Origin of the sequence: Chitinophaga rupis, assembly GCF_900109685.1 — a bacterium.
Lineage (GTDB): Bacteria > Bacteroidota > Bacteroidia > Chitinophagales > Chitinophagaceae > Chitinophaga > Chitinophaga rupis.
Genome location: NZ_FOBB01000002.1, coordinates 919,004 through 943,434 on the forward strand (window position 1 = coordinate 919,004; position 24,431 = coordinate 943,434).

22 protein-coding genes are annotated in these 24,431 nt (G+C 43.3%); 10 read left to right on the plus strand and 12 right to left on the minus strand.

The genetic code is table 11. The features are described 5' to 3' along the window. Positions 1 to 25 precede the first annotated feature (25 nt). Genes BMZ54_RS10760 through BMZ54_RS10775 form a run of 4 tightly spaced genes read right to left on the minus strand, consistent with a single transcriptional unit; the run spans position 26 to position 5,444 of the window. Positions 26 to 2,326, minus strand: a complete 2,301-nt coding sequence (locus BMZ54_RS10760) for a glycoside hydrolase family 3 N-terminal domain-containing protein (RefSeq protein WP_089910454.1) — start codon at positions 2,324 to 2,326, stop codon at positions 26 to 28. A gap of 16 nt (positions 2,327 to 2,342) precedes the next feature. Beyond that, positions 2,343 to 3,206, minus strand: a complete 864-nt coding sequence (locus BMZ54_RS10765) for a sugar phosphate isomerase/epimerase (RefSeq protein ID WP_238386547.1) — start codon at positions 3,204 to 3,206, stop codon at positions 2,343 to 2,345. Then, the gene (locus BMZ54_RS10770) at positions 3,206 to 4,045 is read right to left on the minus strand and encodes a phytanoyl-CoA dioxygenase family protein (RefSeq protein WP_089910457.1); all 840 of its coding nucleotides are present in this window, start codon (positions 4,043 to 4,045) and stop codon (positions 3,206 to 3,208) included. Before BMZ54_RS10770 ends, BMZ54_RS10765 begins: the two co-directional genes overlap by 1 nt. 4 nt (positions 4,046 to 4,049) lie before the next feature. Continuing rightward, positions 4,050 to 5,444, minus strand: a complete 1,395-nt coding sequence (locus tag BMZ54_RS10775) for a sugar porter family MFS transporter (protein ID WP_089910459.1) — start codon at positions 5,442 to 5,444, stop codon at positions 4,050 to 4,052. Positions 5,445 to 5,611: 167 nt separating this feature from the next. On the opposite strand from BMZ54_RS10775, the gene BMZ54_RS10780 reads away from it, so the two are divergent. Next, positions 5,612 to 6,454 (plus strand): AraC family transcriptional regulator, encoded by an 843-nt coding sequence (locus BMZ54_RS10780; RefSeq protein WP_089910462.1) that lies wholly within the window; start codon positions 5,612 to 5,614, stop codon positions 6,452 to 6,454. 9 nt (positions 6,455 to 6,463) lie between these two features. Here the strand turns inward: BMZ54_RS10780 and darG are convergent, their stop codons facing one another. Beyond that, a complete protein-coding gene (darG, locus tag BMZ54_RS10785) occupies positions 6,464 to 7,525 on the minus strand; it encodes a type II toxin-antitoxin system antitoxin DNA ADP-ribosyl glycohydrolase DarG (RefSeq protein ID WP_089910465.1) in 1,062 nt (353 codons plus the stop codon). 4 nt (positions 7,526 to 7,529) lie between these two features. Further along, entirely contained in the window at positions 7,530 to 8,168 is a 639-nt protein-coding gene (gene darT / locus BMZ54_RS10790; protein ID WP_089910467.1) for a type II toxin-antitoxin system toxin DNA ADP-ribosyl transferase DarT, read from the minus strand. A 418-nt stretch (positions 8,169 to 8,586) separates the two neighbouring features. Here darT and BMZ54_RS10800 point away from each other — a divergent pair, with 418 nt between their 5' ends. Continuing rightward, the gene (locus BMZ54_RS10800) at positions 8,587 to 8,895 is read left to right on the plus strand and encodes a helix-turn-helix domain-containing protein (protein ID WP_089910472.1); all 309 of its coding nucleotides are present in this window, start codon (positions 8,587 to 8,589) and stop codon (positions 8,893 to 8,895) included. Between the two features lie 4 nt (positions 8,896 to 8,899). Here BMZ54_RS10800 and BMZ54_RS10805 read toward each other — a convergent pair whose 3' ends face one another. Both BMZ54_RS10805 and BMZ54_RS10810 read right to left on the minus strand, forming a co-directional pair. Then, positions 8,900 to 9,472 carry a hypothetical protein gene (locus BMZ54_RS10805; RefSeq protein ID WP_089910475.1) on the minus strand — a complete coding sequence of 191 codons (573 nt, stop codon included), beginning with the start codon at positions 9,470 to 9,472 and terminating at the stop codon, positions 8,900 to 8,902. Next, entirely contained in the window at positions 9,469 to 10,731 is a 1,263-nt protein-coding gene (locus tag BMZ54_RS10810; RefSeq protein WP_089910478.1) for a pentapeptide repeat-containing protein, read from the minus strand. The genes BMZ54_RS10805 and BMZ54_RS10810 overlap by 4 nt, the downstream gene beginning before the upstream one ends. A 223-nt stretch (positions 10,732 to 10,954) precedes the next feature. Between BMZ54_RS10810 and BMZ54_RS10815 the strand changes: the two genes are divergently transcribed. Continuing rightward, a complete protein-coding gene (locus BMZ54_RS10815; protein ID WP_089910481.1) occupies positions 10,955 to 11,713 on the plus strand; it encodes a competence protein CoiA in 759 nt (252 codons plus the stop codon). A 156-nt stretch (positions 11,714 to 11,869) separates the two neighbouring features. Here the strand turns inward: BMZ54_RS10815 and BMZ54_RS10820 are convergent, their stop codons facing one another. After that, positions 11,870 to 12,076 carry a hypothetical protein gene (locus BMZ54_RS10820; protein WP_089910484.1) on the minus strand — a complete coding sequence of 69 codons (207 nt, stop codon included), beginning with the start codon at positions 12,074 to 12,076 and terminating at the stop codon, positions 11,870 to 11,872. 229 nt (positions 12,077 to 12,305) lie between these two features. On the opposite strand from BMZ54_RS10820, the gene BMZ54_RS10825 reads away from it, so the two are divergent. Next, on the plus strand, positions 12,306 to 13,001 hold the full coding sequence (locus tag BMZ54_RS10825; protein ID WP_089910487.1) for a hypothetical protein: 696 nt from the start codon (positions 12,306 to 12,308) through the stop codon (positions 12,999 to 13,001). A 61-nt stretch (positions 13,002 to 13,062) separates the two neighbouring features. On the opposite strand, the gene BMZ54_RS10830 is transcribed toward BMZ54_RS10825, so the two are convergent. From BMZ54_RS10830 to BMZ54_RS10840, 3 genes are all read right to left on the minus strand, one after another. Continuing rightward, positions 13,063 to 13,677: a P-loop NTPase family protein gene (locus BMZ54_RS10830; RefSeq protein WP_089910490.1), complete on the minus strand. Its 615-nt coding sequence runs from the start codon at positions 13,675 to 13,677 to the stop codon at positions 13,063 to 13,065. Then, positions 13,661 to 14,434 carry a hypothetical protein gene (locus tag BMZ54_RS10835; RefSeq protein WP_089910492.1) on the minus strand — a complete coding sequence of 258 codons (774 nt, stop codon included), beginning with the start codon at positions 14,432 to 14,434 and terminating at the stop codon, positions 13,661 to 13,663. The genes BMZ54_RS10830 and BMZ54_RS10835 overlap by 17 nt, the downstream gene beginning before the upstream one ends. Positions 14,435 to 14,641: 207 nt before the next feature. Continuing rightward, complete coding sequence (locus tag BMZ54_RS10840) at positions 14,642 to 15,229, minus strand: Crp/Fnr family transcriptional regulator (protein WP_089910495.1); 588 nt, start codon at positions 15,227 to 15,229, stop codon at positions 14,642 to 14,644. Positions 15,230 to 16,157: 928 nt separating this feature from the next. On the opposite strand from BMZ54_RS10840, the gene BMZ54_RS10845 reads away from it, so the two are divergent. From BMZ54_RS10845 to BMZ54_RS32740, 6 genes are all read left to right on the plus strand, one after another. Further along, complete coding sequence (locus BMZ54_RS10845; protein WP_089910499.1) at positions 16,158 to 17,024, plus strand: glycosyltransferase family 2 protein; 867 nt, start codon at positions 16,158 to 16,160, stop codon at positions 17,022 to 17,024. 37 nt (positions 17,025 to 17,061) lie between these two features. After that, complete coding sequence (locus BMZ54_RS10850) at positions 17,062 to 19,728, plus strand: class III lanthionine synthetase LanKC N-terminal domain-containing protein (RefSeq protein ID WP_089910502.1); 2,667 nt, start codon at positions 17,062 to 17,064, stop codon at positions 19,726 to 19,728. Between the two features lie 429 nt (positions 19,729 to 20,157). After that, the gene (locus BMZ54_RS10855) at positions 20,158 to 21,330 is read left to right on the plus strand and encodes a hypothetical protein (protein WP_143080967.1); all 1,173 of its coding nucleotides are present in this window, start codon (positions 20,158 to 20,160) and stop codon (positions 21,328 to 21,330) included. A gap of 18 nt (positions 21,331 to 21,348) precedes the next feature. Continuing rightward, positions 21,349 to 22,872, plus strand: a complete 1,524-nt coding sequence (locus tag BMZ54_RS10860) for a hypothetical protein (RefSeq protein WP_089910509.1) — start codon at positions 21,349 to 21,351, stop codon at positions 22,870 to 22,872. Between the two features lie 6 nt (positions 22,873 to 22,878). Continuing rightward, entirely contained in the window at positions 22,879 to 23,376 is a 498-nt protein-coding gene (locus BMZ54_RS10865) for a TlpA family protein disulfide reductase (RefSeq protein ID WP_089910512.1), read from the plus strand. Between the two features lie 756 nt (positions 23,377 to 24,132). Then, entirely contained in the window at positions 24,133 to 24,387 is a 255-nt protein-coding gene (locus BMZ54_RS32740; RefSeq protein ID WP_143080968.1) for a hypothetical protein, read from the plus strand. Positions 24,388 to 24,431: the final 44 nt, after the last annotated feature.

The window sequence follows — 24,431 nt, forward strand, 5'->3', positions numbered from 1 at the left end:
TTAACGTGGATAATACCTAATTAGATTATTCCACGACTAGTTCTACTTTTTGTACTTCGTTACTATTAGCTCCTGTCATGATTTCCACTATACCCGGTTCTACGCCGTACTTCATGTCTTTGTTCCAGTAAGAGAGCTTGGAGCGATCTAGGGTAAAAGAGACTGTTTTTGTTTCGCCGGGTTCCAGGGGAATGCGGGCGAAGTCTTTGAGCTCTTTTACAGGGCGTGTTACAGAGGCTACTTTCTGGTGAATGTATAATTGCACTATTTCATCTCCCTTGCGGCTGCCCGTATTGGTTATGTTTACCGTAACGGTAACTGCGCCGTTCTTTTTCAGGGTAGGTGTGGATACCTGCGGAGCGGCGTAACTATAGGTAGTATAACTGCGGCCGTAACCGAAAGGATACAGCGGCGTGTTTTGTTCCATAAGGTAAGGAAAGAACTGCGCGCTAGGCTTGTGATTGTAGTAAATGGGTACCTGGCCGGCAGAGCGGGGATAACTGATAGCAAGTTTACCGGAAGGGTTTACATCGCCAAACAGGATGTTGGCGAAGGCATTGCCGGCTTCTTCGCCGGTAAACCAGCCGTCTACAATGGCGGGCACGTTTTCAGCGATCCAGTTGATGGATAAGGGACGGCCATGGGCCAGGTACACCATGGCCGGTTTGCCGGTGGCCATGATGGCTTTTACTAAATCCTCCTGCTGGGATTGAAGGTTGAGGTCTGTTTGATCGCCGGGGTGATTGGCCCAGGCTTCACGGCCCATTTGCTCGTTTTCACCGATGGCGATGATGATGAAATCTGCCTGTTTGGCTACGCTTACAGCTTCGTTTATGAGTTTTTTGTTTTCTTCTGCAGAAGGCCAGTGGGCGGTATCAATGTACTGGTAGTTGTTATGGCTGATGGTATCGCCATTGGTGGTGAGCTTAACGCCCTGGGCGTAGAGTACCTCGTACTGGCCATTGGCTTTATTTTTTAAGCCATCCAACAGGGATACGTTGTTGCGGGGAATGCCGGAGTAATCGCCTAAATAGTTTACGGCGGCGCAAGGGCCTATAACGGCTATCTTTTTGTATTGATCTTTTTTAATGGGGAGGAAATTGTTATCGTTCTTAAGGAGTACCATGGACTTTTCTGCGGCTTCCAGGGCCAGTGGGGTACCTTCATTAGATGCCATAAGCTGCTGGGCTTTTTCAAGCGAAGCGGTGTCCTGTTCGAATAAGCCTAAATCGAATTTTAAGCGGAGAATATAGGCTACGGCGCTGTCCAGCTCTTTCATGGGCAGCTTTTTTTCCTTAACGAGGGAGTCCAGGGCAGCGTAGTTTTTGCCGTAGGGTAAATCGATGGTTACGCCGGCATTGAAGGCGATAAGAGCAGCGGATTTGGTATCTGCTGCAATAAGGTGTTTTTGCCAGAGCTGATCGATGGCGAACCAGTCGGAGACTACCACGCCATTGAACTTCCATTCTTTGCGCAGCACGTCTGTTAAGAGCCATTTGTTGGCATGAGAGGGAATATCATCTACCTCACAGTAAGAAGCCATAATAGAAGTGGGCCTGGAGCGGTTGATGGCCAGGCGGAAAGATTCCATGTGGATCTCCCGCAGATCGCGGATGGAGACGTTTGTGGGCCCCTGGTTATTGGCGCCTTCTGAGCCGCCATGACCGGTGAATGTTTTGAGGCAGGCGCCTACGTGATCTTGCGTAACCTTACCATTGCTGCTGCCCTGGAAACCGCGTACTACGGCGCTGCCTAATACGCCGCAGAGATAAGGATCTTCGCCAAAGGTTTCGCCGGTGCGGCCCCAGCGGGGATCACGGCATACGTCTACGATGGGGGCGAGGACTACGTCCGTGCCTTTGGAGCGGCACTCGCGGCTTACATAGTCGTATACCCGTTCAATTAAAGCGGTGTCCCATGAGCAGGCAAAACCGATGCTATGCGGAAAGGCATCGGCGCCGGGAGCCAGGAGGCCGTGATGGGCTTCGTCCAGGAAAATAACAGGGATGCCTAAACGGGTGTTCTTACGTAACCACTGCTGCAGCGCATTGCGGCGGTGAATGGTGTTTTCTGCAGTGGCTTTAAAATCGGGGTTCATCATGCCAATGCCGTAGCGGAACATGGAATCCATTTTAAAGGCGTTAGCCTGCATGGCATCGTCTATAATAGGGCGGCCAAAGTGCATGCTGCGTACCTGTGCTATCTTTTCTTCCAGCGTCATACGGGAAAGAAGGTCAGCTACCCGTTTTGCGGTTGGCAGGGATGCGTTTTTGTAGGCTGGTACAGGCGCAGGTTTTTCTTTTTTACCGGCGATAGGCTGGGCCATAACGTGGAAGGATATATTACAAAGCAGGAGGAGCCATGCTGGCTTTAAAAGGCATTTCATTTTTCTGATTATATCTGTTCTTTAATAAGTGCATGATGAAACTGTTTACCTCCCATTGATCTGCTACGGGACGTCCTGTGGCCGGGATGTGCACCATGTAGGGAAAAGGGCCGAACTCCGGGCTAATGGTGAGCTGTGCGTTGGGCGACTGTTGTTCTTTAAGCAGCATTACCTGATCCCACCAGTTCAGATGTTTGTTCAACGCTTCCTGCCATTCTGCGGCGCGTGGATCAGGCACCTGGGGGCCTTCCGGGTAACCTACGCGGGCGTGGATGTGATCTGTTCTTTCAATGGCCAGCTGCATAGCAGAGGGCTGATCATCCAGGAAAGACTCTGCTACATTTACCCAATGAGAGGCATCCAGTGTGAGCCGTAGACCGGGGATCTTTTCCAGATAGGCTTTGGTGATGTGGGCGGCAAAGGAGAATTTATTGCGGTGCGTTTCATGCACTACCGGTATGCCGCTGGCGGCAGCGGCTTCAATGAGCACCTTGTTTTGTTCAAAGCTGAAGAAGTCTTTGCCGGTTTGGGAGTTTACCTTGAATGGCTTGTATGCCCTGATCCTTAACAGCCAGTTACAATAAAGATCATAATGCTCCGTAAAATTAGCTGTGTAGGTATCAAAATGCTGTGGAAGAATGACCAGGCTGTTTTTGACAGCGGCGTTCCAGGCGGTGTCCAGCTCTTTGGGAGTGGTATCAGATGCAATGGCATATTCAATGCCATCGTAGCCTTCCTGTTTTACGTTACGGCAAAAATCTTCCCAGGGCAGATGTTCGCTTCCCCAGCGGGGGCAAAAGAAAAGTACTTGCAAAGCCATTATAATTCGGTTTTAATTTTGAGTACTTCGGGGCGGAGATAAGGTTTGTTGGCGTCTACTGTGCCTTTGTAAGCGTAAGGATCTTCGCCGGCTACCAGCACAATATCGCGGAGATCTTCTGTTGGGGGCAGGTGGCCGTCCTGATCCCAGGGCAACATGGATTCTGCACTCATGTAGTGATTGACCAATGCGGTGCGGAAGTTGTCTTTTGTTTTGTTACGCAAAGAGCTGTGCAGCGTGTAACCGTTGAAAAAGACTACAGAACCGGATTTTACTTCTACGGGGATCTTCTTCTTTTCATATGGAGATACATCTATGGTGTCTACATCGGCATATTCAGGAGAGCTGTTCTTTACGCGGGGCATAATATAACCGGGACGGCCGGGAATGATCCAGAGGCAGCCGTTTTCCACAGTGGCATCGTCTATGGCTATCCATACGCCGATGAGGGATTTGTCGCGGGTAGGGATGTAGTACTCGTCCTGGTGCCAGGACTGGCCCGCTTTTCCGGGGGCTTTTACGAACAGCATGGATTGCATGCACTTCATATTGGGGCTTACTATTTTTGTAAGGATGTCTACAATGTTGCGATGGAACAATGAGTTGTGGATGACCTTTGAGATCTTGTGCGGGAAGTGGATGGCCACGTATTTTTTAAGCACTTCTTCATCGGGTTCGTTGTCGTCTACATCTACCATGCCTTCTATGTGCCCGCGCTGTCCGCGGAAGATGGCGGCGGTTTCTTTTTTCAGGTTGGCGATCTCTGTTTGTGATAAGAGGTTTGGGACCACCAGGTAACCTTGTTCCTGGTATTGTTTGATATTTTCAGGAGTGATCATGATTTTAAGATTTAGATGATCCAATAAACAGATGCTCTATTTCCTCAAGGGAGTGACCCTTGGTTTCTTTCACTTTTAAGAGCATATAAAAAAATGCAATTGCACATAAAGCGGCATAACAGAAAAGGGTGAGGGGTGTGCCCAGGTGTTTGGTCATAACAGGGAAGCTGCCTGCTATAATAAAATCTGCTAGCCATAATGCCAATGTAGCTACGGACATGGCCAGGCCCCGGATGCGATTAGGAAAGATCTCTGAGAGATACACCCAGGTAACGGCGCCCAGCGTGCAGCCAAAAGCGCCTACATAGGCCAGCATGCCAATGAGCACGATGTAATTATCAAAGTATTTGTACTGGAAACAGGAGGCTACTACGATGAGCGAAATGCCCATGATGCAGCTTCCGGCCAGCAGGAACTTTTTGCGGCCCACCTTATCCACCAGGCCAATAGCAATGAAAGTGGAGATAACATTTACCACGCCGATGCCGATGGTTTGTAACATGGAGGAAGAGGTATCCATGCCCATTTCCTTAAAGATCACTGGCGCATAATACAGAATGGCATTGATGCCGGTAACCTGCTGGAATACCGCTACCAGGATGCCGATGAATAATACAGGGCGGTAAGTTTTAGTGAAAATAAGTTTGAGCGGGGCATGTGTTTCCTGGTGGAAGCTGTTTTCGATGGCGGCTATTTCTGTGGCTGCAGCTGCAGCGCCGGATGTCCTGGTAAGGATGGTGAGGGCTTCTTTTTTGCGGCCCTGTTTTATGAGCCAACGCGGTGTTTCCGGTACGGTTAATAATAAGAGCCAGAAAAGGAGAGAGGGAGCGGCTTGTGAAGCGAACATCCAGCGCCAGTTATCGGGGCCGGTAGCATCCAATAAATAGTTGGAGAAGTAGGCAAGGAGGATACCGAATACAATGGCCAGCTGGTAACAGGCTACCAGCCTGCCCCGCCAGGCTGCGGGAGCTATTTCGGCAATGTACATGGGCGATACCATGGCGGCAGCGCCTACGCCCAAACCGCCGATAAGGCGGGAGAGTACGAGTAAGTATAACTGGTGGGACAGGCCTGCGCCGATACCGGAGACCGCGAATAAAATAGCGCAGGTAATCAATACTGTGCGGCGGCCGTATCTGTCTGCCAGTGCGCCTGCGGCCAGTGCGCCTATAGCGCAGCCAATGAGGATCACACTTACGGCCCAGCCCAGGGTATATTCATCCAGCTTGAAATAAGCGGTGATATAGGGGATAGCGCCGGAGATGATGGCGGTATCAAAACCGAAGAGGAGGCCACCTAATGCGGCTACGCTGCTTACTTTTATTATAAAGCTATTATTGCCGGGCTTTGTTTGAACCGTAACCTTTGGTGTAGTTGGGAACGTGGAAGCAGTGTTCATGATGTGCAAATATGCAGGTTATGTACTACTACGAAAGTAAGGGATTGGTGATGGGAGGGGTTCCATTTTATTATGCAAAAACTAAATTATTTTAATTCATGAGGTGATGGAAATACGATAAATTGCTGAAGAAAGTAGAATAATGTGCAGATTAACACATTGGCAACATGCGTACACTGTTACAGAAATTACCGTTGACGGAGAGTACGTCGTTTGTGGCGAAAACTTTCCGTACGCCTCATTTTGAAGTGGGGTGGCATCAGCATATTGAGTATGAGCTGATCCTTTTTACGGAGGGATCGGGGCTGAGCTTTGTGGGGAATCATGTAGGAGAGTTTGAGACCGGAGATATTTACTTTCTGGGATCTAATTTGCCACATACGTTTCAGAAGCGGGAGCCAGGGTTGGTAACCAGTGCAGTAGTGGTGCAGTTTAAGGAGGATTTTTGGGGAGAGGGATTTTTACAATTGCCGGAGAGCCGGCATGTGCGGCAGCTGCTGGATGTATCATCACAAGGGCTGAAAATGCAGGCGCCACTGAAACAGCCGTTGGCGCCGTTGATAACAGCGTTAGAACATACCAGTGGGTTTAAACGTATTTTGCTATTGGGGGAATGCCTGGAAATGATGGCAGAACAGGCGGCTTATATACCGGTATCTACCCAGCCTATTAAGGCCTTTCAACATAAAGACCGGGAAACGATGGACCGGGTATTTCAATTTACCATTGACAATTTCCGGGACCCTATCAGCCTTCCGGAGGTAGCAGAAATTGCATGTATGAGTGTGCCAGCTTTTTGTAATTATTTTAAGCGGAGCACGAAGAAGACCTACATTGATTTTTTGAATGAGGTGAGGATTGGATGTGCGTGTAACCTGCTACTAGAAACAGAAAAGACGGTGCTAGATATTTGCTATGAAAGTGGGTATAATACCATGGCTAATTTCCATAAGCAGTTTCTGAAGATAAAGGGAAGGACGCCGTTGCAGTACAGGAAGGCGTTTGAGTGAGAAATTGCGTTAATAATAGTTCAGCACTTTAGAGAATTTCTTTAATCTTTCATGAGCCACCTTAATATATTCTGTAGTTAATACTTGTTTTTTATGATTGTTCCAATCATGAACTTTTTTCACTATTTCGTCCAAATTTTCTTTGTTTTCTACTTCATTGTATAATACATAATCAACTGTAGCCAATACTTCCATACTTAATGGCGTTTCAAAACCTTCTATTAAGGATAGCAGGTTCTCTAACCTATTCTTCTGCGTATCTGTTGAATTTGAAGTTATAAATTCGTCTATTTCCCTGAAATTTTCCTCGATTATATATAACGGGTCGAATGTTTTTACGTCCTTATATTTCATACCCGAAATATATACTCCATCAATGTCGTATAATATATGAGCAAGCTGATATGCATATGGCCCATACTGAAACTTTTCAAATTTTATTTTTTGAGCATTTTCATCTCCTAATCTACTAAGAAAATAGACCAGCTTTTGTGTTTCAAGTAGGGTGAGGGAATATTCAAATTGTGAATAAACTTTCATTAAATAAATAATAATGGCTCTTGTTGGAGTTAATTTAGGTTTGGAGATTATTTTCTTTTCTTTTTGCTCATATGCAATATCAGAAGGTTCATAAACCTGGATATCTACATCGTTTAACTTGCTTAATTTTCTTTCTATAATTGGTTTGATCTCTTTCCAATCAAGGCCTCCATTTCCGCAACCTAATGGCGGAACCGCAATAGATTTTATCTGGTATTCATTTATTACTTTAACCAAATCATCTAATCCGCTAGTGATATATTCTAACTTCGAAGGATTTCTCCAATGCTTTTTTGTTGGGAAATTTATGATCCATTTAACATCATCCATCCTGTTTGTAGGAATAATCAGGACCTTTCCTGTCTCCAATTTTTTTTCTTCAGCTGCTTTTTTATATAACTTATAATTCTCAGGGAATCTTTCCTTAAACTGTAGCGCAATACCTTTCCCCATCACACCCACTGTATTGACTGTGTTCACCAATGCTTCAACATTTGCCTGAAGCAAATTTCCTTTTGTATATCTTATCATACTATTAATAATACCAATCTGATTTTACACGTACTTCTAATTTTTTCCCTTCATTACTTATAAGACGTTCAATCTTATCTTTCATAGACTCATTCATGACACCAATTCCTAGAATTGTAGTTATCGGGACATGTTTATATACCAAGAATTCCGCCATTCTTTGCCTCATTCTGTCGATATATTCCGGTGGCCTGTCAAACCAATATTTCCCAAAAATTATTTCCCAGTTGAGTTTGCTTAAATGCCTTGTATCATTATGTTGTGTTGATAATTCCATTATTGCCTGACCAGTAGTAAATACGAATTGTAAATTGGCAGCTATGATTTCAGGAATAGTACTGACCAGATAAATTATGTCTGCCTGAGAACAATCTGTGTCCGAGTTTCCGTTATGAATAGAATACAACATTGGCGATCTGGGTCCAAAATAAAAAGAGACATAGTCATGGATTCTGCCATATGGAGCCACTTCAATTTCCTTACTTTCTCTTTTTTGAATTATGTCCTTTTTTCCAATATTAACAAACGCGGCATCTTTAGTTTTCGATGTTGGGCAATGCAGTCCATTCTCTAGAATGAATTTTAAGTTTTTATAATGCGTAATTCTGAAAATTTTTACTACCTCAGGTACTTGTCCGGGCATAATGCAAAGATAAGTTGTTAACTAGTTATTAACTAGTGGTAATTTTAGTTATAATTTATTGATTATTAATGACATTTGTCAAAGTAACATTTTTTAGTACTTAAAAGTAAACAATTATTGATATAACATTCCTCTGATAATGTTAAGCCGGATAAATGAATGAAATTGAAAGCTGAGTACCCCCATTTATGTAGGGTTTTATGTAGGGGGGAGAGTTGCGCAGCAATGGAGCAGCAATGGCTCCCTCCTAAAAAGGCCGAAATATGCCAGTTGGACAACAATGGCGCAGCCATTAATTATCCAAAAAAGGGGCTAACTGGGCTTCTGACAAACCTGTGAAATCGCAAAATTCCGAGACGGTAATTAACTCCTATCAACCCAGCCGATTAAGGCTTTACAACATAAAGACCGGGAAACGATGGACCGGGTGTTTCAGTTTACCATAGATAATTTCCGGGACCCTATTAGCCTGCCGCAGGTAGCGGAAATTGCATGTATGAGCGTGCCGGCTTTTTGTAATTATTTTAAGCGCAGCACCAAGAAGACCTATATTGATTTTTTAAATGAGATAAGGATTGGCTGCGCATGTAACCTGCTGCTGGAAACGCAGCAAACCGTGCTGGATATTTGTTATGAAAGCGGGTATAATACCATGGCTAATTTTCATAAGCAGTTTCTGAAGGTGAAGGGCCGGACGCCGTTGCAGTATAGGAAGGCGTTTGAGTGAGCGCTTAAATACCTAATAAAGTTTTTACGAAAGCATATTTGCTGGCAATAAATATAAGAAAGAGAATAATCATTACGAGGCCTATGAGCCATTCTATAACCACCACGATCATAAAACTGTTTCGAAAGCGAAAGTAGGCTGCCGGAAAACGGGGATTTAAAAAAACAATAACGCTCATCCAAAAGCATTGTGCAAAAGTTACTGCTGCATCTAGTGCTGTTTTCTTTTCTTTTGATATAACTGCCGGTTCATTATGGCCGCTTTTTTCATTTATCTTAAGAATGTAAGCCTGCACGTCTCTAACAAACCAAATATTGTAGAGTATTGTAAATAAAAGTATGAAGAGCAGAGCACTGGGGAAAAAACTTGCTTCTCCATGGTAACCATTGCCCACCAGGTATTCCAGGAAATTGTATTTTAATATCTGGAAGCTTATGCCAGGCTGCGATTTCAGGTACTTGACCTGGTTTTCAAGTTTGAGGTGATTGTTGTGATTTATAATTTCTTCTACTGCCAGCGGTTCATCTTTAAACGTTTCTTTGTAATATTGATTTGTACGTGACAAGAATCCATTCATTTTTCCAAATATGGAGGACGAAAGCCATTCTGACCCATTGTTTCGAAATCTAATCTGGATTTTGCGATTGTTGTTGGGAGAAAACCCAGTGTGTCGAGATTAAAAAAATCAGGATTGCAAATAAGGGGCAGGTTATCTTTCATAAAAACAGCAGTGGAAAAATCCCTCTTTTTGCGCTGTGTATAGCCATAATCAGCAGCTCCAGTATCTTTATTGGTTATTAACGTGTTGTAAATAATAAGTGGCCCCTTAAAAGTGATGTCTTTGAATGAACAGTTATTAAATTCTGAATGGCTAAAATCAGCATAATTATTAAACTGGCTATTATCAAAAGCAAGATTCCAAACCTGCTCTTTAAGCATGTTTATGCCATAGGGAAACAGTGCCATTAATCCAAAATTGTCGTAGGGATTCGTAACAACCGATCCCTTAAAGCTGTTGCTTTTGAGGTTAAAACTTTTTTGTTTGCTGTTTGCATGAATTACAACTGAATCATTGGCAACACAGTTATAAATGTTAAGTGATCCATAGGTTACACCGTTATAAATGTTAAATGATCCATTAAGCTTGGGGTTGTAAAAAATTGTATACATTTCTGCTATTCCTGAAGGTTCACCGCTGCAATAGTCTGTCAAGTGTACTGCATTATTAAATCTTGTATACAGTATTCTAAAATAACCACAATTATTATTAAGCCAGTAAAAGTTGCTGTTGAAGTCAACGCTCAGTATAAAGAAGATTTTAATGTAGCTGTTTTGAATACAAACTGGCATATTAAAAACAATATTTTCCACCCCTTGGTAATCGGTGCAAATATTTCCAACAACGCAGCTAGTGATGTTTATAGGCTCCGTTATTCTTAAGGTGCCGTTATTTATTGTTCCCAGCTTCCTTAAATCAAGCCTATTTATGTAACAGTTTTCTATGACCTTGTGGTCTTTAATATCTCTGTATAATAATTCCTCCGAGCCATCGAAATATTTGAGCCTGGCCATCATTTTTAGCGGACGTTTTATCGCCAAGCTCCCTTTAAATATATGTGCGTCCCATAACTTAACATATCCATCCTTATCTGGCCTGGCATTCCTATTTACATTTTCAAAACCATAAAGATTGATCTGCTTATTATTATTTAAAATACAGTAGCTAAAGCTTTGTTCCTGCTTAAAGCCCGGCTTTTTGCCTGGAGGAGCTTGCGCCGTTGAATTACGTTGCACCAGGAATACGAAGAAAAACAGGAAAATGAAACGAAATTTCATAAATGAAGATCTCTATTTGGTGATCACATTGGCAGAATACCGACAGCCAAACTGGTTGGGAACAATTATAAGGTACAGATATTAAGGGATCACCATTTGTTATTGGTTTATTTATGGGGTTTGTTGTTTGGCTGCCAGGCAATTTATTTATAATTTTTGTATTGAACAAATGTATTGTTCAAAGGACGAGACTTAGTTTGAGTTGGATTGTGTATATTCAGAAATGAAATTTGGACTCAACAAGGCGACAGGAGAAAGAATTAGACCTGAACCTGGACTTTTTGCGGTGTGCCCATTTTGTGAGGCCGCCTTAGTTCCAAAATGCGGAGGTGTCCGAATTCATCACTGGGCGCATCGCAACGATAAGATGTGTGACAGATGGTGGGAACCTGAAACCGAATGGCATCGATCCTGGAAAAACGTTTTTCCTGCTGAATGGCAGGAAATTATTTTACCCGATAAGGGAACAGGTGAAAAGCACATTGCCGATGTTTGTACCAGTCATGACCTCGTGATTGAATTTCAACATTCCCCCATTAATCCACAAGAGCGAATTACACGGGAAAAATTCTATAAAAATATGGTTTGGGTTGTTGATGGTTCGCGCAACAAGTTCGGTTTTTCCCGTTTCATGAAAGGAATCCGCCATTTCGAATATATAGAAAAAGGTCTATTTCGTGTTGCGAACCCGGAAGAATATTTTCATCCAGCATGGCTGGAAAGCGCTGTGCCGGTTATTTTTGATTTTAAAGGTAGTGAACCAGGAGAGGATTCTATCGTTATGAAAAATCTTCTATACTGCCTGTTCCCTATACGAGTTGGAAAATATGTTACAGTTGCAGAGATGCCACGTGAAACTTTCATAAATTCTGCGATTAACGGAAAATGGAGTTTGCATGTTAAGCGATTTATAGATGAGTTAAATCGAGAGAAACAAGAATGGCAAATTCGGGATGCTGCACTACGACTGGGGCTATGCTGAATGATATGAACAGACCCAGACAATATCCGGGAAAGAGGCGTTTCTGACAATATGTAGGGTTTTATGTAGGGGGGTAGAGTTGCGCAGCAATGGAGCAGCAATGGCTCCCTCTTAAAAAGGCAGAAATATACCAGTTGGACACCAATGGCGCAGCCATTAATTATCCAGGAAAGGGGCTAACTGGGCTTCTGACAAACCGGTGAAGTCACAAAATTCCGAGACGGTAATTAACTCCCCTTCTGTTTTTCCTAATTTTTTCCTGATGAGACGAAGGAGCCGCCGGGCGGCCTGCGGGCTTTTGCCCGTGAGGTTTTCCACGTCTTTTGTATAAATAACCAGGCGTTGAGGAATGAGTTTCTTCATTTTGTATGTAAGCGAATGACAGCGTTCAAAATGTTCAATTCCGATCAAAAAGTTCACTTTCGATCAAAACGTTTAATTCCGATCAAATGTGATCAAATGTTATCAAAGCGTTCACTTTGTTTTTTTGATTTAGCAAGTGGTTTTAGTATTGCGATATAATTACGAATTGATCAATCACGAATTATGAATTATGGAAACAATCTCATTAACTTTTAAAACCACTTTTTTTATGCCGAGTACATTAAGTAAACGTATAGCCACTGACCCTGCGTATGAACGCACCCGGGAAAACATGGCTGAATTTGAAAGAGCCGGTAAGGCCGGTAAACTGCTTACCGACTCCATGCGCATACTGGCCAATAATGCCCGGGACAGCCGGCTAACCAGCCGTATGGCGAAAGAAATGAGCAAGGTGATTAAAACCGATGCTCTGAACGGACGCGGGCTGCGGACCGTAACGGACGGTAACCTGGGCCTGCTGCAAGGCTTTGAGTTCAACAACGATGCGCGGCTGACCACTGTTTTCTTTGCGCCGTATACCGTGGCCATTGACCGGGCCGCGGGCACGCTGAACATTGCGATTGCAGCATTTGAGCCGAAGACCATGATCAATGCACCCTCGGGTACCACGCACTTTAGCGTAACAGCTGCTGCATCGGAGGTGAACTTTGGCGGTAATGTGCATACCGGCGCGCATGCTGCTACTGCGGAGCTGGTGTATGGCGACCAAACGGAGGCGGCTATAGCCCTGAACAACGCTGTGACGGCGAACAGCACGCAGCCGTTGTTCCTGGCGCTGGGTGTGCGCTTTTACCAGCAGGTGAACGGGAAGTTTTACCCGTTGAACAGCGGTAAGTTTAATGCGCTGGCGATTGTGAAAGTTGATTTGCCGGCTGCTGCGCCGCCCCCTGCAGACGGGAATTAGGCCTTTTTGTTTTTGCATATAGTTGTTGTAAAGCGCCCCGTACATTTTTGTACGGGGTTTTTTATGTGCGCTTGTCCGCACTATTTGTTGGGAAGGCTATGAGGTTGAACATTTCGCGCATGCGGCTGCGGAGGCGGTTGCCGTAACGTTCTTCCAGCTCTTTGCTGTTTAAGTTTGTAGTAACATGAGTGATCATTTCATGGGCAGTATAAAGATCGTAACGTATGGATAAGATGTGCAACATGGTGTTACAGGTATTTCCAAAATAATTGATATCGGTTTCAACACCCAGATCATCAAAGCAAATGGTAACAGGATGGTGCAGGTTGAATGCTTTGAAGGAATACTTTTCAATAGTCTGGTAACCTTCTGTGGCAAACTGTAGTGCCGCCCGTTCACAGGGAGCAATGTGGAACTGCCAATCCGGTTTGCATAAGCTGTTCAGGACGCGCATGATGGCGCTTTTCCCGCAGCCGATGGGACCTGAGAGCATGATGCCTTTTTGAAGATCTATTCCATGTTCTGCAGCCATCAGCTGGTCATCGAGGAACCAGTACAACAGTTTTAATATGGTGGGCTTGTCATCTTTGTTAATGTTAAAACGGGGACCGTACATTGTTTGCCCTTTTGCTATAACGTTTTGCAGCACTGCTGCATAGTTATAAAGGCTCTCCATAGTTTTTTTGCTGTTGCACGTGGATGTGGTTATTGGTATTATTTGCATGGTTTGTATTTGGTTTGATTTTTAATTCGAGTGCGTAACTCATCCATTTTTCCGCGGCGGCCTGCCAGTTTGTGATGGGCGTTTTGCCACCCTGTTTCCAGCCGTTAGCTTCGTAATGACTAAAGAAACGCTCTGCTTCTATTTGCGGATAGGAGGCTGCCGTGAACCAGCTTAAGACCTCATTACGGGTTGGAATATTCCCCTGCGTGTGTGCGCCTCTCTCACTGTTTTCACTGTTTATAAACTGTTTATTATTATGGCCCGGATTTGGGCCCGGGTGTGCGCCAATTTTGAGCAAAAGGGCGCCCATATCTGTGCCTGATGCAGGCCCTGGTTTGCCTGGTACAGGCTCATTTTTGTGCATGGGAGCATCCGGTGGATCTGTTTTCCAGAACGACAACTGCATGTTGGGGCTCGGCGGCTCCAGGTGTGTGATGCTGACCCGCGGTTTATGGCCTTTGTGCAAAGCGGGGCTGTACACAATATATCCACAGCGGTGCAGGCAGCGCAGGCAGTTGATGTAGGTGCTGCGGGAGCCGATATGGCTTAGCTGCATGAGGCGGTCGCGGTCCAGGACAAATGGGTTCTGAAAGCGGTGATAGTTCCAGCACTGGAACAAGGCCATGTACAGGCTCAGATGGGACGCAGAGAGCCGCTGTTCTTTTTGCTGGTACAAAAAGAACGTGTTTAAATGCTTGATGAAATTCATTCTTTGATTGAAGATTTGGTTAAAGGTTTTTCGTTTGTGGTTAACGATTACGCGGGCCGCGTAATGGTTTGCCGGTTAGTTTCCGTTTTGCATTGCGATATGTTTTGGTTATTAAGTGCGGCAATTTAGAAAAGATAACAATATGGTCAGTTTGATCTAAGTCAAAACTTTTTTTAGTGAACGATACGGCACGCTAAATCATCTGCTTTATGAAGGCTTTTTACGGCGCCGCATGCGGGCCCTGGCGCGGCTGAGCGTTTCTTCCTTCATGTTCAGGAAAGAAGCGATATGCCTGAGCGGGACACGAGGCAGGAGATGGTGATAAAAACGCAGGAACCAGCGATAACGGCCTTCTGCATTTAGTTTGTAGATCTTGCTATGGCGCCGGAGATCGGCCAGGCACTGTAATGTGAAATAGACTTCTATACACGCAAATTCAACAAACTTACGGCGCAGCTCTTCCCGATGTTCGTAGGTTATGAAGGCTAGCTCTGTTCGCTCCACAGCCACAATGTATTCCTGCGCAGGCTTACGGTGACAAAAATTGGGAGCCGGGATGGCTGCCTGATTTTCTGTTCTGAACCAAAGGATGTGCTCTTCGCCATTTTCTACTGTATAACAGCGCAGCAGGCCGCTAAGCACCAGGTATACATGATCACAGTGCTGCTTGGGCTTTAAAAGGAAATGGCCGGGGAAAGCGGTTGTAAAGCCAATGTACTTTCTTAAGGCCTGTTCTAATTCTGCAGGCAGATGGTTAATGCCCTGTATTAAATGGATGATTTGCTCGATCGTCATGACAAAGGGGTTTGGGTGATAGGATAGTGCGGGGAAAATGGAAAATTTTGAATTGGCGGAGACCTTCTACTAAAAAAGTGCGAATGGGTTATCCTGGAGTGTCTGGAGGATATAGGCCAGCAGGGCTTCCTCAATTGTTTTTTGTTCCGGTGTAAGATCTTTCATTGGGTTTATGATTTGGTTATTTATTGCGAGGTGTGCAATTTAAGTAAGATATTGATATGATCGAATTGACCAAAATCAAATTTTTTGTTGTTTGGGTGGAGGAGGTGCGGGATAACCTTGGGAGATGTGAACAACAGGTAGGGTAAAATGAAAAACCGCCCCAAATATGGAGCGGTAATCCTGAGAGATGCATCTATAAAGAGAGAAGCAATCCTAGAGAGATGTATAGGAGAGCATTCTCAAATAAATCCTATGCAATAATAGGTGGATAGTTTGAAAAGTCAAGTTAATCAGATGTAAATGAGAAATATTTTTTTGTGGGGGGGGAATGGTTTTTAAACGATTTCTGCACACGGCCTACCAGGTTTATCACAGAACCCTATGCCGTTGCCTTTTATGCATTGATGATTTAACTGTTTTTCCACTCCAAAAGATCTAAACGGCCACCAATAAATCAGCAGATGTAACGCATCTTTACAATGCAATGAATGACCGGAGTATAGATCCGAAGCCCTCAGAGGCGCCCTGAATGGTTGCAGTATAACCATGTTTTTGAAATGAAAAATATTACTCATTATAACCGCTGATATGTTTAATAGTTCTACTCTTTACTGGTGCCGGGAAATCCCATTTTTCTAAGTAATTCCATTCCCGCACTGTAGTTATATTTTGCTGTTTATGAATTGCCGGGCGGCCCCACTTATTTTAGAGGAGGCAGTACCGGGAGTGAGATCTACGCCTTACCATAACAAAAAAACAATTCATGGATCCCATATTAAGCCAGATAAACCCGCCAGCCCCCACACTTACCGATGCGGCTAAAGCCGGCCAGCGTGCCGCTTACCCGGCAGTGAACGGTAACCCGATAGGAGGGATCATTAAAAAACTATCCATTATTATTCCTGCCTATAATGAAGAAAAGACCATTGGTTTTATCCTGGATAAGGTGAAGGATGTAGTGCTGATCAGGGGCATTGAAAAGGAAGTGATTATTGTGAACGATTGCTCAAAAGATGGTACTGCCCATGCTATAGAGGAATATAGCGCGCTGAACCCGGAACTGAACATCAAATTCCTGCAGCACGAAGTAAATAAAGGGAAGGGGGCTGCTATTCATACGGGCATATCCCAGGCTACGGGTGATTATCTGCTGGTGCAGGATGCTGACCTGGAGTATGACCCGGATGAATACAATACCCTGTTAAAACCCATTGTTAACGGTTTTGCAGATGTGGTGTACGGCTCCCGGTTTATGGGCGGCAGCCCGCACCGGATACTATTCTTCTGGCACTCCATAGGTAACTGGATGCTGACCATGTTAAGCAACATGTTCACGAACCTGAACCTGACGGATATGGAGACCTGTTACAAGATGTTCCGTACAGATATTATACAGCAGATACCACTGCAGGAGAAACGGTTTGGATTTGAGCCGGAGGTGACGGTGAAGGTGGCCAGGGTGCCGGGAGTGAGGATTTATGAGGTGGGGATTTCGTATTACGGGAGGACGTTTAGGGAGGGCAAGAAAATAGGATGGAGAGATGGGGTGAGAGCGGTGGTGTGTATTGTGAAGTACGGGTTGTTTGGGAAGCGGGATGTTGTAAGGGAAATGGTGAACAGGCATGCGTGAGTAAACGGTAATTAGCGAAGAACCTGAAAATTATAGTATGCAGCAAGCAACAATATTGGATACCAATTCACTCCAGGATACCGGCGGATTTGAGAGAATATTGGATGAATATGGACTAAGCTATTTTTCACAGGGCTATTATCTACAGGTTGGGGAAATAACCAGGGTACAGGGTTGGATATTACATGTATCCGGCATATTTTCCCAGATAACGGACTTATTAAAAACCGTTATACCGGCGCTGGTATCTGCAAAAGTTACGTTTAAGATCCCTGCAAATACAGAAATAGCCGATCATTTGCTGGCCGGTATGTTAGGTTATGTAAATCTGGCAAAGATTGTCTGTATTTATCCTGAAAGTGATGAAGAGGCAGTGAGACTTGCTGAGGAATTAATTGTTTTATTATCCCAGTTTAAGGGACCGGATATTCCAACAGATATACATCTTGGGGCGATCTTATACACCCGTTACGGCAGCTTTAACCCTATTATAAAAACAGATGCCGAGGGAAACCAACAAAAGCACATTTATAACCAGGAGGGGCAGCTGGTGCCGGATGAATACGCGATACCCTTTATGCTGCCTAAAGGTATTGCCTGGCCGTTTGAATCAATCAGGAAATTTAATGTTCCTTCTCAAACAGGATACCTGAATGATCGTATCAAAATTATGTCCGTATTAAAGCCGGATGTTAAGGGCAGGGTGATTAAGGGTATGTACATGAAAAGCTGGTTCCAGGCTAAAAAATGTATTGTTAAAGAGGGGAGGAAAAATATGTGCTCCGACCTCAAAGGCCGGGATATCAGGGACAGGCTGGAATGGCAGTTGAAATTGCATAACGATTTATGTAACGATGTTCCCATTCCTAAAATTATTGACTGTTTCAGGGAAAATGATGACCTGTATCTGGCCATGGAATTTATTGACGGAGTATCGTTAGACGAGAGAATAAGATCGATTTATGACGGGCATAGCTGGATGGAACTACCTTTAAGCAGCCGCCTGACCTTACTGGATCATTTAACAGATGTGGTGAAGGTTATTCAGCAGTTACATCAGAAACAATATATTCACAGAGATATAGCACCTGAAAATTTTATTATTGACAAGAAGGGGAAATTATATGTAATAGACCTTGAACTCACATATTCCGGCAGATTAAAATACCCCCTTCCATCTTTTGGTATAGGTACTTACGGATTCTTTGCACCGGAGCAGCTGAATATGGAGACACCTGCCACGACAGAAGATATCTACGAATTAGGGGCTTTGATGATCGTGTTTTTTACCTGCCTTAGCCCCCTGAAATTTGAACTTAATGCATTGGATCGGCTTAGAGAGGATCTGTATTTCTTCATCGGGGATGACCTAATTGCTACATTGATAACAGATTGCCTGAATCCTGTTCCGGAACAAAGGCCACCGTTATTTGCCATATCAGCGGCTGTATCCAAATATCGTAGCAGGCTGCTGCAATTATCCGGTGAACCGGCCCTGTACATAGAATTTGGAACAAGTAAAGACGTTCTGAAGCCTGTAATAATGGAAGGCCTAGCTGCATTGACCAGTGGCCTGATGAGCGCCGAAAATGGTGTGTGGATTTCCAGGACGCAACAGATTAATCAAAATATCGGTAATCCGCAAGCATCCTGTTCTATTTACCCGGGACTTTATGAAGGCGTGAGCGGCGTACTTTACATGTTATCCGGCATAAAACAATCCGGTATTGAACTTAACAATCATGTTCAGCAATACTACCAACACAATCTTGAGTATCTGAGGAAAAGATATTCCAAAGATATTACCAATATACCCGCCGGATTATACACCGGTAGTGCCGGGATAGCTATGATGGTAGCCAGTGGTATTCAATGCGGTTTGATCCGCAAGGATGAAGAAAATACTTCCTGGATGCAATCCTGCCTGGACCGCGAGCCTGCCGGGTATGATCTGGTAAATGGAGCGGCAGGGCAGGGGAGAGCTATTATTCAGTGCATGCCTTATTTGCCAGAAGCGTTCGCAAATAATAAGCTCGGGGAAATCACCTCTTTACTGTATATCCACCAGGACAAGAACGGAGCATGGGCTGCCTGTATTCCCGGTGAAAGAAGAAACGTGATAATGAGCGGTTTATCGCAGGGCGTTGGTGGAATCGCCTATTTTTTACTACATGTAGCTGAGCACTTCAATGATAACCAGGCCAGGAGTAGCGCAGCAAATGCCCTGGGCTGGCTGCAAAAAAATGCACATAAGAAAGACAAGGCTTATATCTGGTGCACGGATACCATAACCAGGGAAATGGATCTTTGGGTACATAATGGTATTGCCGGTATAGCACTTGTTTTCATCAGGGCATTTGAAGTACTGCAGGATCCTGTGTACCAAAGGATGGCCGAAGGCGCCTTAGCAAATTATCCCGATTATATAACACACCGTAATCACAGTTATACCTGGGGTATCAGCGGGTTAGGAGAAGTATACCTGGAAGCGTGGCGTGTTTTTAAGGATGATAAGTGGAAACAGAGAGCTGACTGGATTGCCGGCTCACTGATACACTTAAAAAAGCGGCATGAACAGGGATGCTATTGGCTCGCCGATGCTATGGATATATTTCCTACCGCAGATCTTATGACTGGAAATAGTGGCATTATTAATTTTTTGGTAAGAAATGAGAAGCCAGGTGGTTTCGGATATCTCTTTTGATAGAAATAAACCGGATTTACATTAATTATAAATACTATGAAAGAAGGAGCAATCATACCCGTTGACATACCAGATGAGTCTTTTAAATCGTACCTACTTAAAAACCGTTTTAACAGAATAGTATTATTGATTGCCGCTGTTGCTATTATTATTCAGTTTTCGGTATTTAAATATTTCTACCCGTACGCTAGTTATATACATGGAGATTCCTTTGTTTATCTGGCAATAGCCTACGATAATTTGGATATAGAATCTTACATGGTAGGATACGGAAGATTTTTGCGGATCTTTAGTGTGTTTAGCAGCTCGGATATGGTTTTAACGGCTTTCCAGTATTTACTGATCCAGGGCAGTGCGTTGTTTTTGTTGTTTACCACGTTTTATTTTTACAGACCAGTAAAGGCGGTTAAAGTGATATTGCTTGCCTTTATGGTTTTGAATCCCCTGTTCCTGTACATGGGGAATATGATATCCAGTGACGGCCTTTTTCTGGCATTAAGCCTTATATGGATTACTTTATTACTGTGGATCATTCACCGCCCCAATACAAACCTTATCATCTGGCACACGCTGGTTTTATTTATTGCATTTACCGTGCGTTATAATGCATTAATATACCCGGTTATAGCCGCTGTTGTATTCCTGGTTTCCAGAATGCAAGTACGTAAGAAACTGGCCGGGGCCGGAACCGGCATCCTGCTGTGCGGACTTTTTGTTCTATACACCGGCAATAAGTACCAGGCGCTGACGGGTATCTGGCAATACTCGCCCTTCAGCGGCTGGTTAATGGCCAATAACGCCATGTATGCTTACCGACATGTGGATAGCGCAGCGCGTAAACCGGTGCCTGTAAGGTTTAAAACGCTGGATAATATGATCCGCACGCATTTTGACAGCACCCGGGATGTTAAAAAATATCCTGCCGAGGGGCTGATGGCCAGCACTGTGTATATGTGGTCGTCCGGCATGCCGTTATATGCATACAGGGATAAACAATTTAAGAAAGATACTACAGCCAGTGAATTAAGGAAATGGGCTACAATGGGGCCACTCTATAAGGCGTACGGCGCCTATATTATCCGGAAATATCCCTGGCATTATTTGCGGTATTTTATATGGCCCAATGCCAATAAGTACTACGCACCGCCTGTTGAATTTCTTGAAAGTTACAATTCAGGCAGTTATAAGGTGGCGCCTATAGCACAATTATGGTTTGGTTATAAAAGTACAAGGGTGAAAACCCGAACGAAGGATCTGCAAATAAAGTTGCTTGATTTTTACCCGATTTTTTCCGGGATCATTAATGTGGTGATGGCATGTTGCCTTATATGCTTTTTTATGCTGGATGGACTGCGGATGAATATGCTGTTCAGGAAAGGAATGTTACTGGCCGGTGCCATTTGGCTGCTAAATGCAGGATTTACCATTTTTGCTTCTTCAGCGGCGTTACGTTTTCAATCATTTCCGATCATGCTTACTACTGTATTTACCGGCCTGTTATTAGACTGGATATGGAAGATGGGTATTAAAGAACAACACGAAGCCAGGCAAATAAAAGAAAAGGACCAACAAGCGAAACTTATTAGCGAAGCTTTAGCCTAAGTAATAAACAGGTAAAATATGCTATTTCAAGGATACATACCCGATTTGCCGTTTAAGCGATGGATATGGCAGGATAAGGAGAACCGCCTGGTGCTTTGTATATCTGTTACGATTATTATACTGCAGTTTGCTGTGTTTAAGGTGCTGTACCCGTTTCCGAATTTTATGCCGCCGGATTCCAATTCCTATATAGAGGCTGCCTATAGCAATCAACTTATTAATATATGGGCTATAGGTTATTCCAAGTTTCTCCGGCTATTCAGCAGCTTTACCAACTCCCATTTTGCGTTGGTCTTGTTCCAGTATATTCTATTACAGACCTGCGTACTATATTTTTTATATACTATAAAGTACCTGTTGTATCCGGGTAAATGGTTTTTCCGCCTGGCAGTTGCCGGTACTATACTAAACCCATTGTTGCTGCATATCAGCAATTTTATATCCAGCGATGCGATTTTTACTGCTTTAAGCCTGTTATGGTTTACACAACTTTTATGGATCCTTTATAAACCTCATCAAAGATTGTTACTGTTTCATGCGCTGGTTTTGCTGTTGGCGTTTACGGTGCGTTATAATGCAGTCTTTTACCCAATGATAAGTGTTGTGGTTATCTTTTTTACAGACCTGCGGAAACGCGTTAAGGTGATCGGCATCGGCAGTATTGTATTTTTACTGGGCGCTTTTACTGGACGAACGGAATACCAATATTATGTAGAAACCGGTACTTTCCAATACTCCGCCTTTGGTGGGTGGTTAATAGGATCCAATGCGCTATACGGCTATGCCTATGCCAAGCCGCTGCCAACGGATGAAGTTCCGGAAAAATACCGGCAACTCCATGCCATAGTGAACCGGCATATGGACTCTATACGATATTTACCTGAAAGGCCGGATGCCGAAGTAGCCATTTATTATTTCTGGAATTTTAAGTCGCCTTTACTGGAGTATATGTACCAGAAATGGAATAGTGATACCACTACGGGCTATTTTAAACGCTGGGCTACTATGGCACCGCTTTATGCCGGCTACGGAAGGTACCTGGTGCAACATTATCCGATACTATATTTAAAGTATTACGTGTGGCCCAACTTCGTAAAATACTATGCCCCGCCTGCAAAATTTATGGCATCCTACAACCTGGGTGGGCAAACGGTTGCACCTATAACCGTTACCTGGTTTGGATTGAAAAATAACAAGATATCCACTTATTTCAAGGATAAGACAATTAAGATCAGCGATTACTTTACTGCATTAACCGCATTCACTAACATTTTTTTTGCGCTGGGATTTATATCCTTTATTTACCTGACCGGTTTTAATAGATCGGTTCCTTATGCCAAACATATTTTATGGTGGATGTTTACTGTATGGATTGGTAATATGGTTTTCAGCGTATTGTCTGCGCCTATTGAATTGAGGTATCAAATTTTTCCTATGATCATTACATTGGTATTCGGCGTACTGTTAACCAACTTTATGGTACGGGAAATACGCTCTGTTTCTAACGAAAATCTAGCATCATCACCTGCTTACCTAAAATAATTTAATATGAAATTTTTAGCATTTTTATTAGCTGTGTGGCTCTTTTATGGTTGCTCAAACAACAACAAGAAGCCGGTGGTTACCGGATTTGAAGGGAAACCCTTACCGACATTCAGTTTATTACTACCTGATAGCGCTACTTATTTTAACACCAGGGATATTCCAGCGGGAAAGCCTATAGCGATGTTTTATTACAGCCCACGTTGCCCTTATTCCCACCAACAGATGGAAGAGATTATTGCAAATATTGATCGATTAAAGGATATACAGTTTTACATATTTACATCTTTCCCGTTTCAGGAGATGAAAGGATTTTACAATGAGTATAAGATAGATCAATATTCCAATATAAAAATGGGACTTGATTCAAGTGCGTTTTTTGGCAATTATTATTCTGCGCCTGGAGTGCCTTATATGACAATATATGGGAAGGATAAGAAGTTAAAGGAGGCATTTGTGGGAGAAGTGAGCGGAGGGCAGATATTGGCAGTGGCTGGGCATTAGGGATCTTTATTAGAATCACTTAGCAGAATAGGAGGTATAAGGCCAGAACCGAACCTATTTATAATCTTGGAATATTAAAATGACTTCTTCATTTAAAGCATAATTATTATGGAGAAGACAAAAAGTGTATTAGTGGCTATTACTGTAATGGCATCAATTGGCGGGATATTGGTTTTTAAGGAAAGAATGTATTAATAATCTTATTGTGTACGAGCAAATGCTGGAGGTGCTGGTATATGTACTACCTATCTTGTAGATAGGGCGGTATAGTAAGGTGCTGTTATACAATAACTAATAATACGGCTAGTTGTAGGAATGTAGGCTGTACGAAAGCCACTTTTCTGGGCCCTGAGTGGTAAGTATTCAGTTGTAGTTGCGTAGATGATAATTATGTTGATCAGCCAGAGCCAGGATATTAAGCTGGTAGTTTCAGTGAATTCGTCGATAAATTAAAGTTAAAGTTCTTTTAATGATTTAAGAAAATATTATTATGAAGAAAGTGAAAATTATGTTGACAGCTATTACTGTAGTACCGCTATTTTGCACTGGGGTCAATATATGACGATGTATAGCAAGGAAAAGAAGATAGGACCGGATTTTGGGAATAGATATTAGTTGCGGCCCACTACTAAGAGTCTTTATTTGTAATAACCACACTGATCAGGAGGTTTAAAAAAGGGGAAGCCGAAAACCTTTATAAATGAGTAGGCATATTTAAAATTAAAGTTAGCTTTTGATTTTAAAAGCACAATTATTATGAAAAGAGTAAAAATTATGTTAGCAGCTATTACAGTATTAGCATCTGTTGGTGGTGCACTAGCTTTTAAGGCGAAAACATTTAGCCAATTCTATTGTATAAAGACAACTGACAATGGTGGCGGTGTTTGTACAACATCTTTACAAGGAAAACCAGGTGGTGATACGTTTTATTATTATACTCTTACTATTACTCCTACTCTTTGTAATCAAAACACTCGTTGTACTAGATCAATACGTCTAGTTCATGAATAAATAACAGTTTACTGGGGCTGACCCGAGAATAAAAAAAGGCTTTT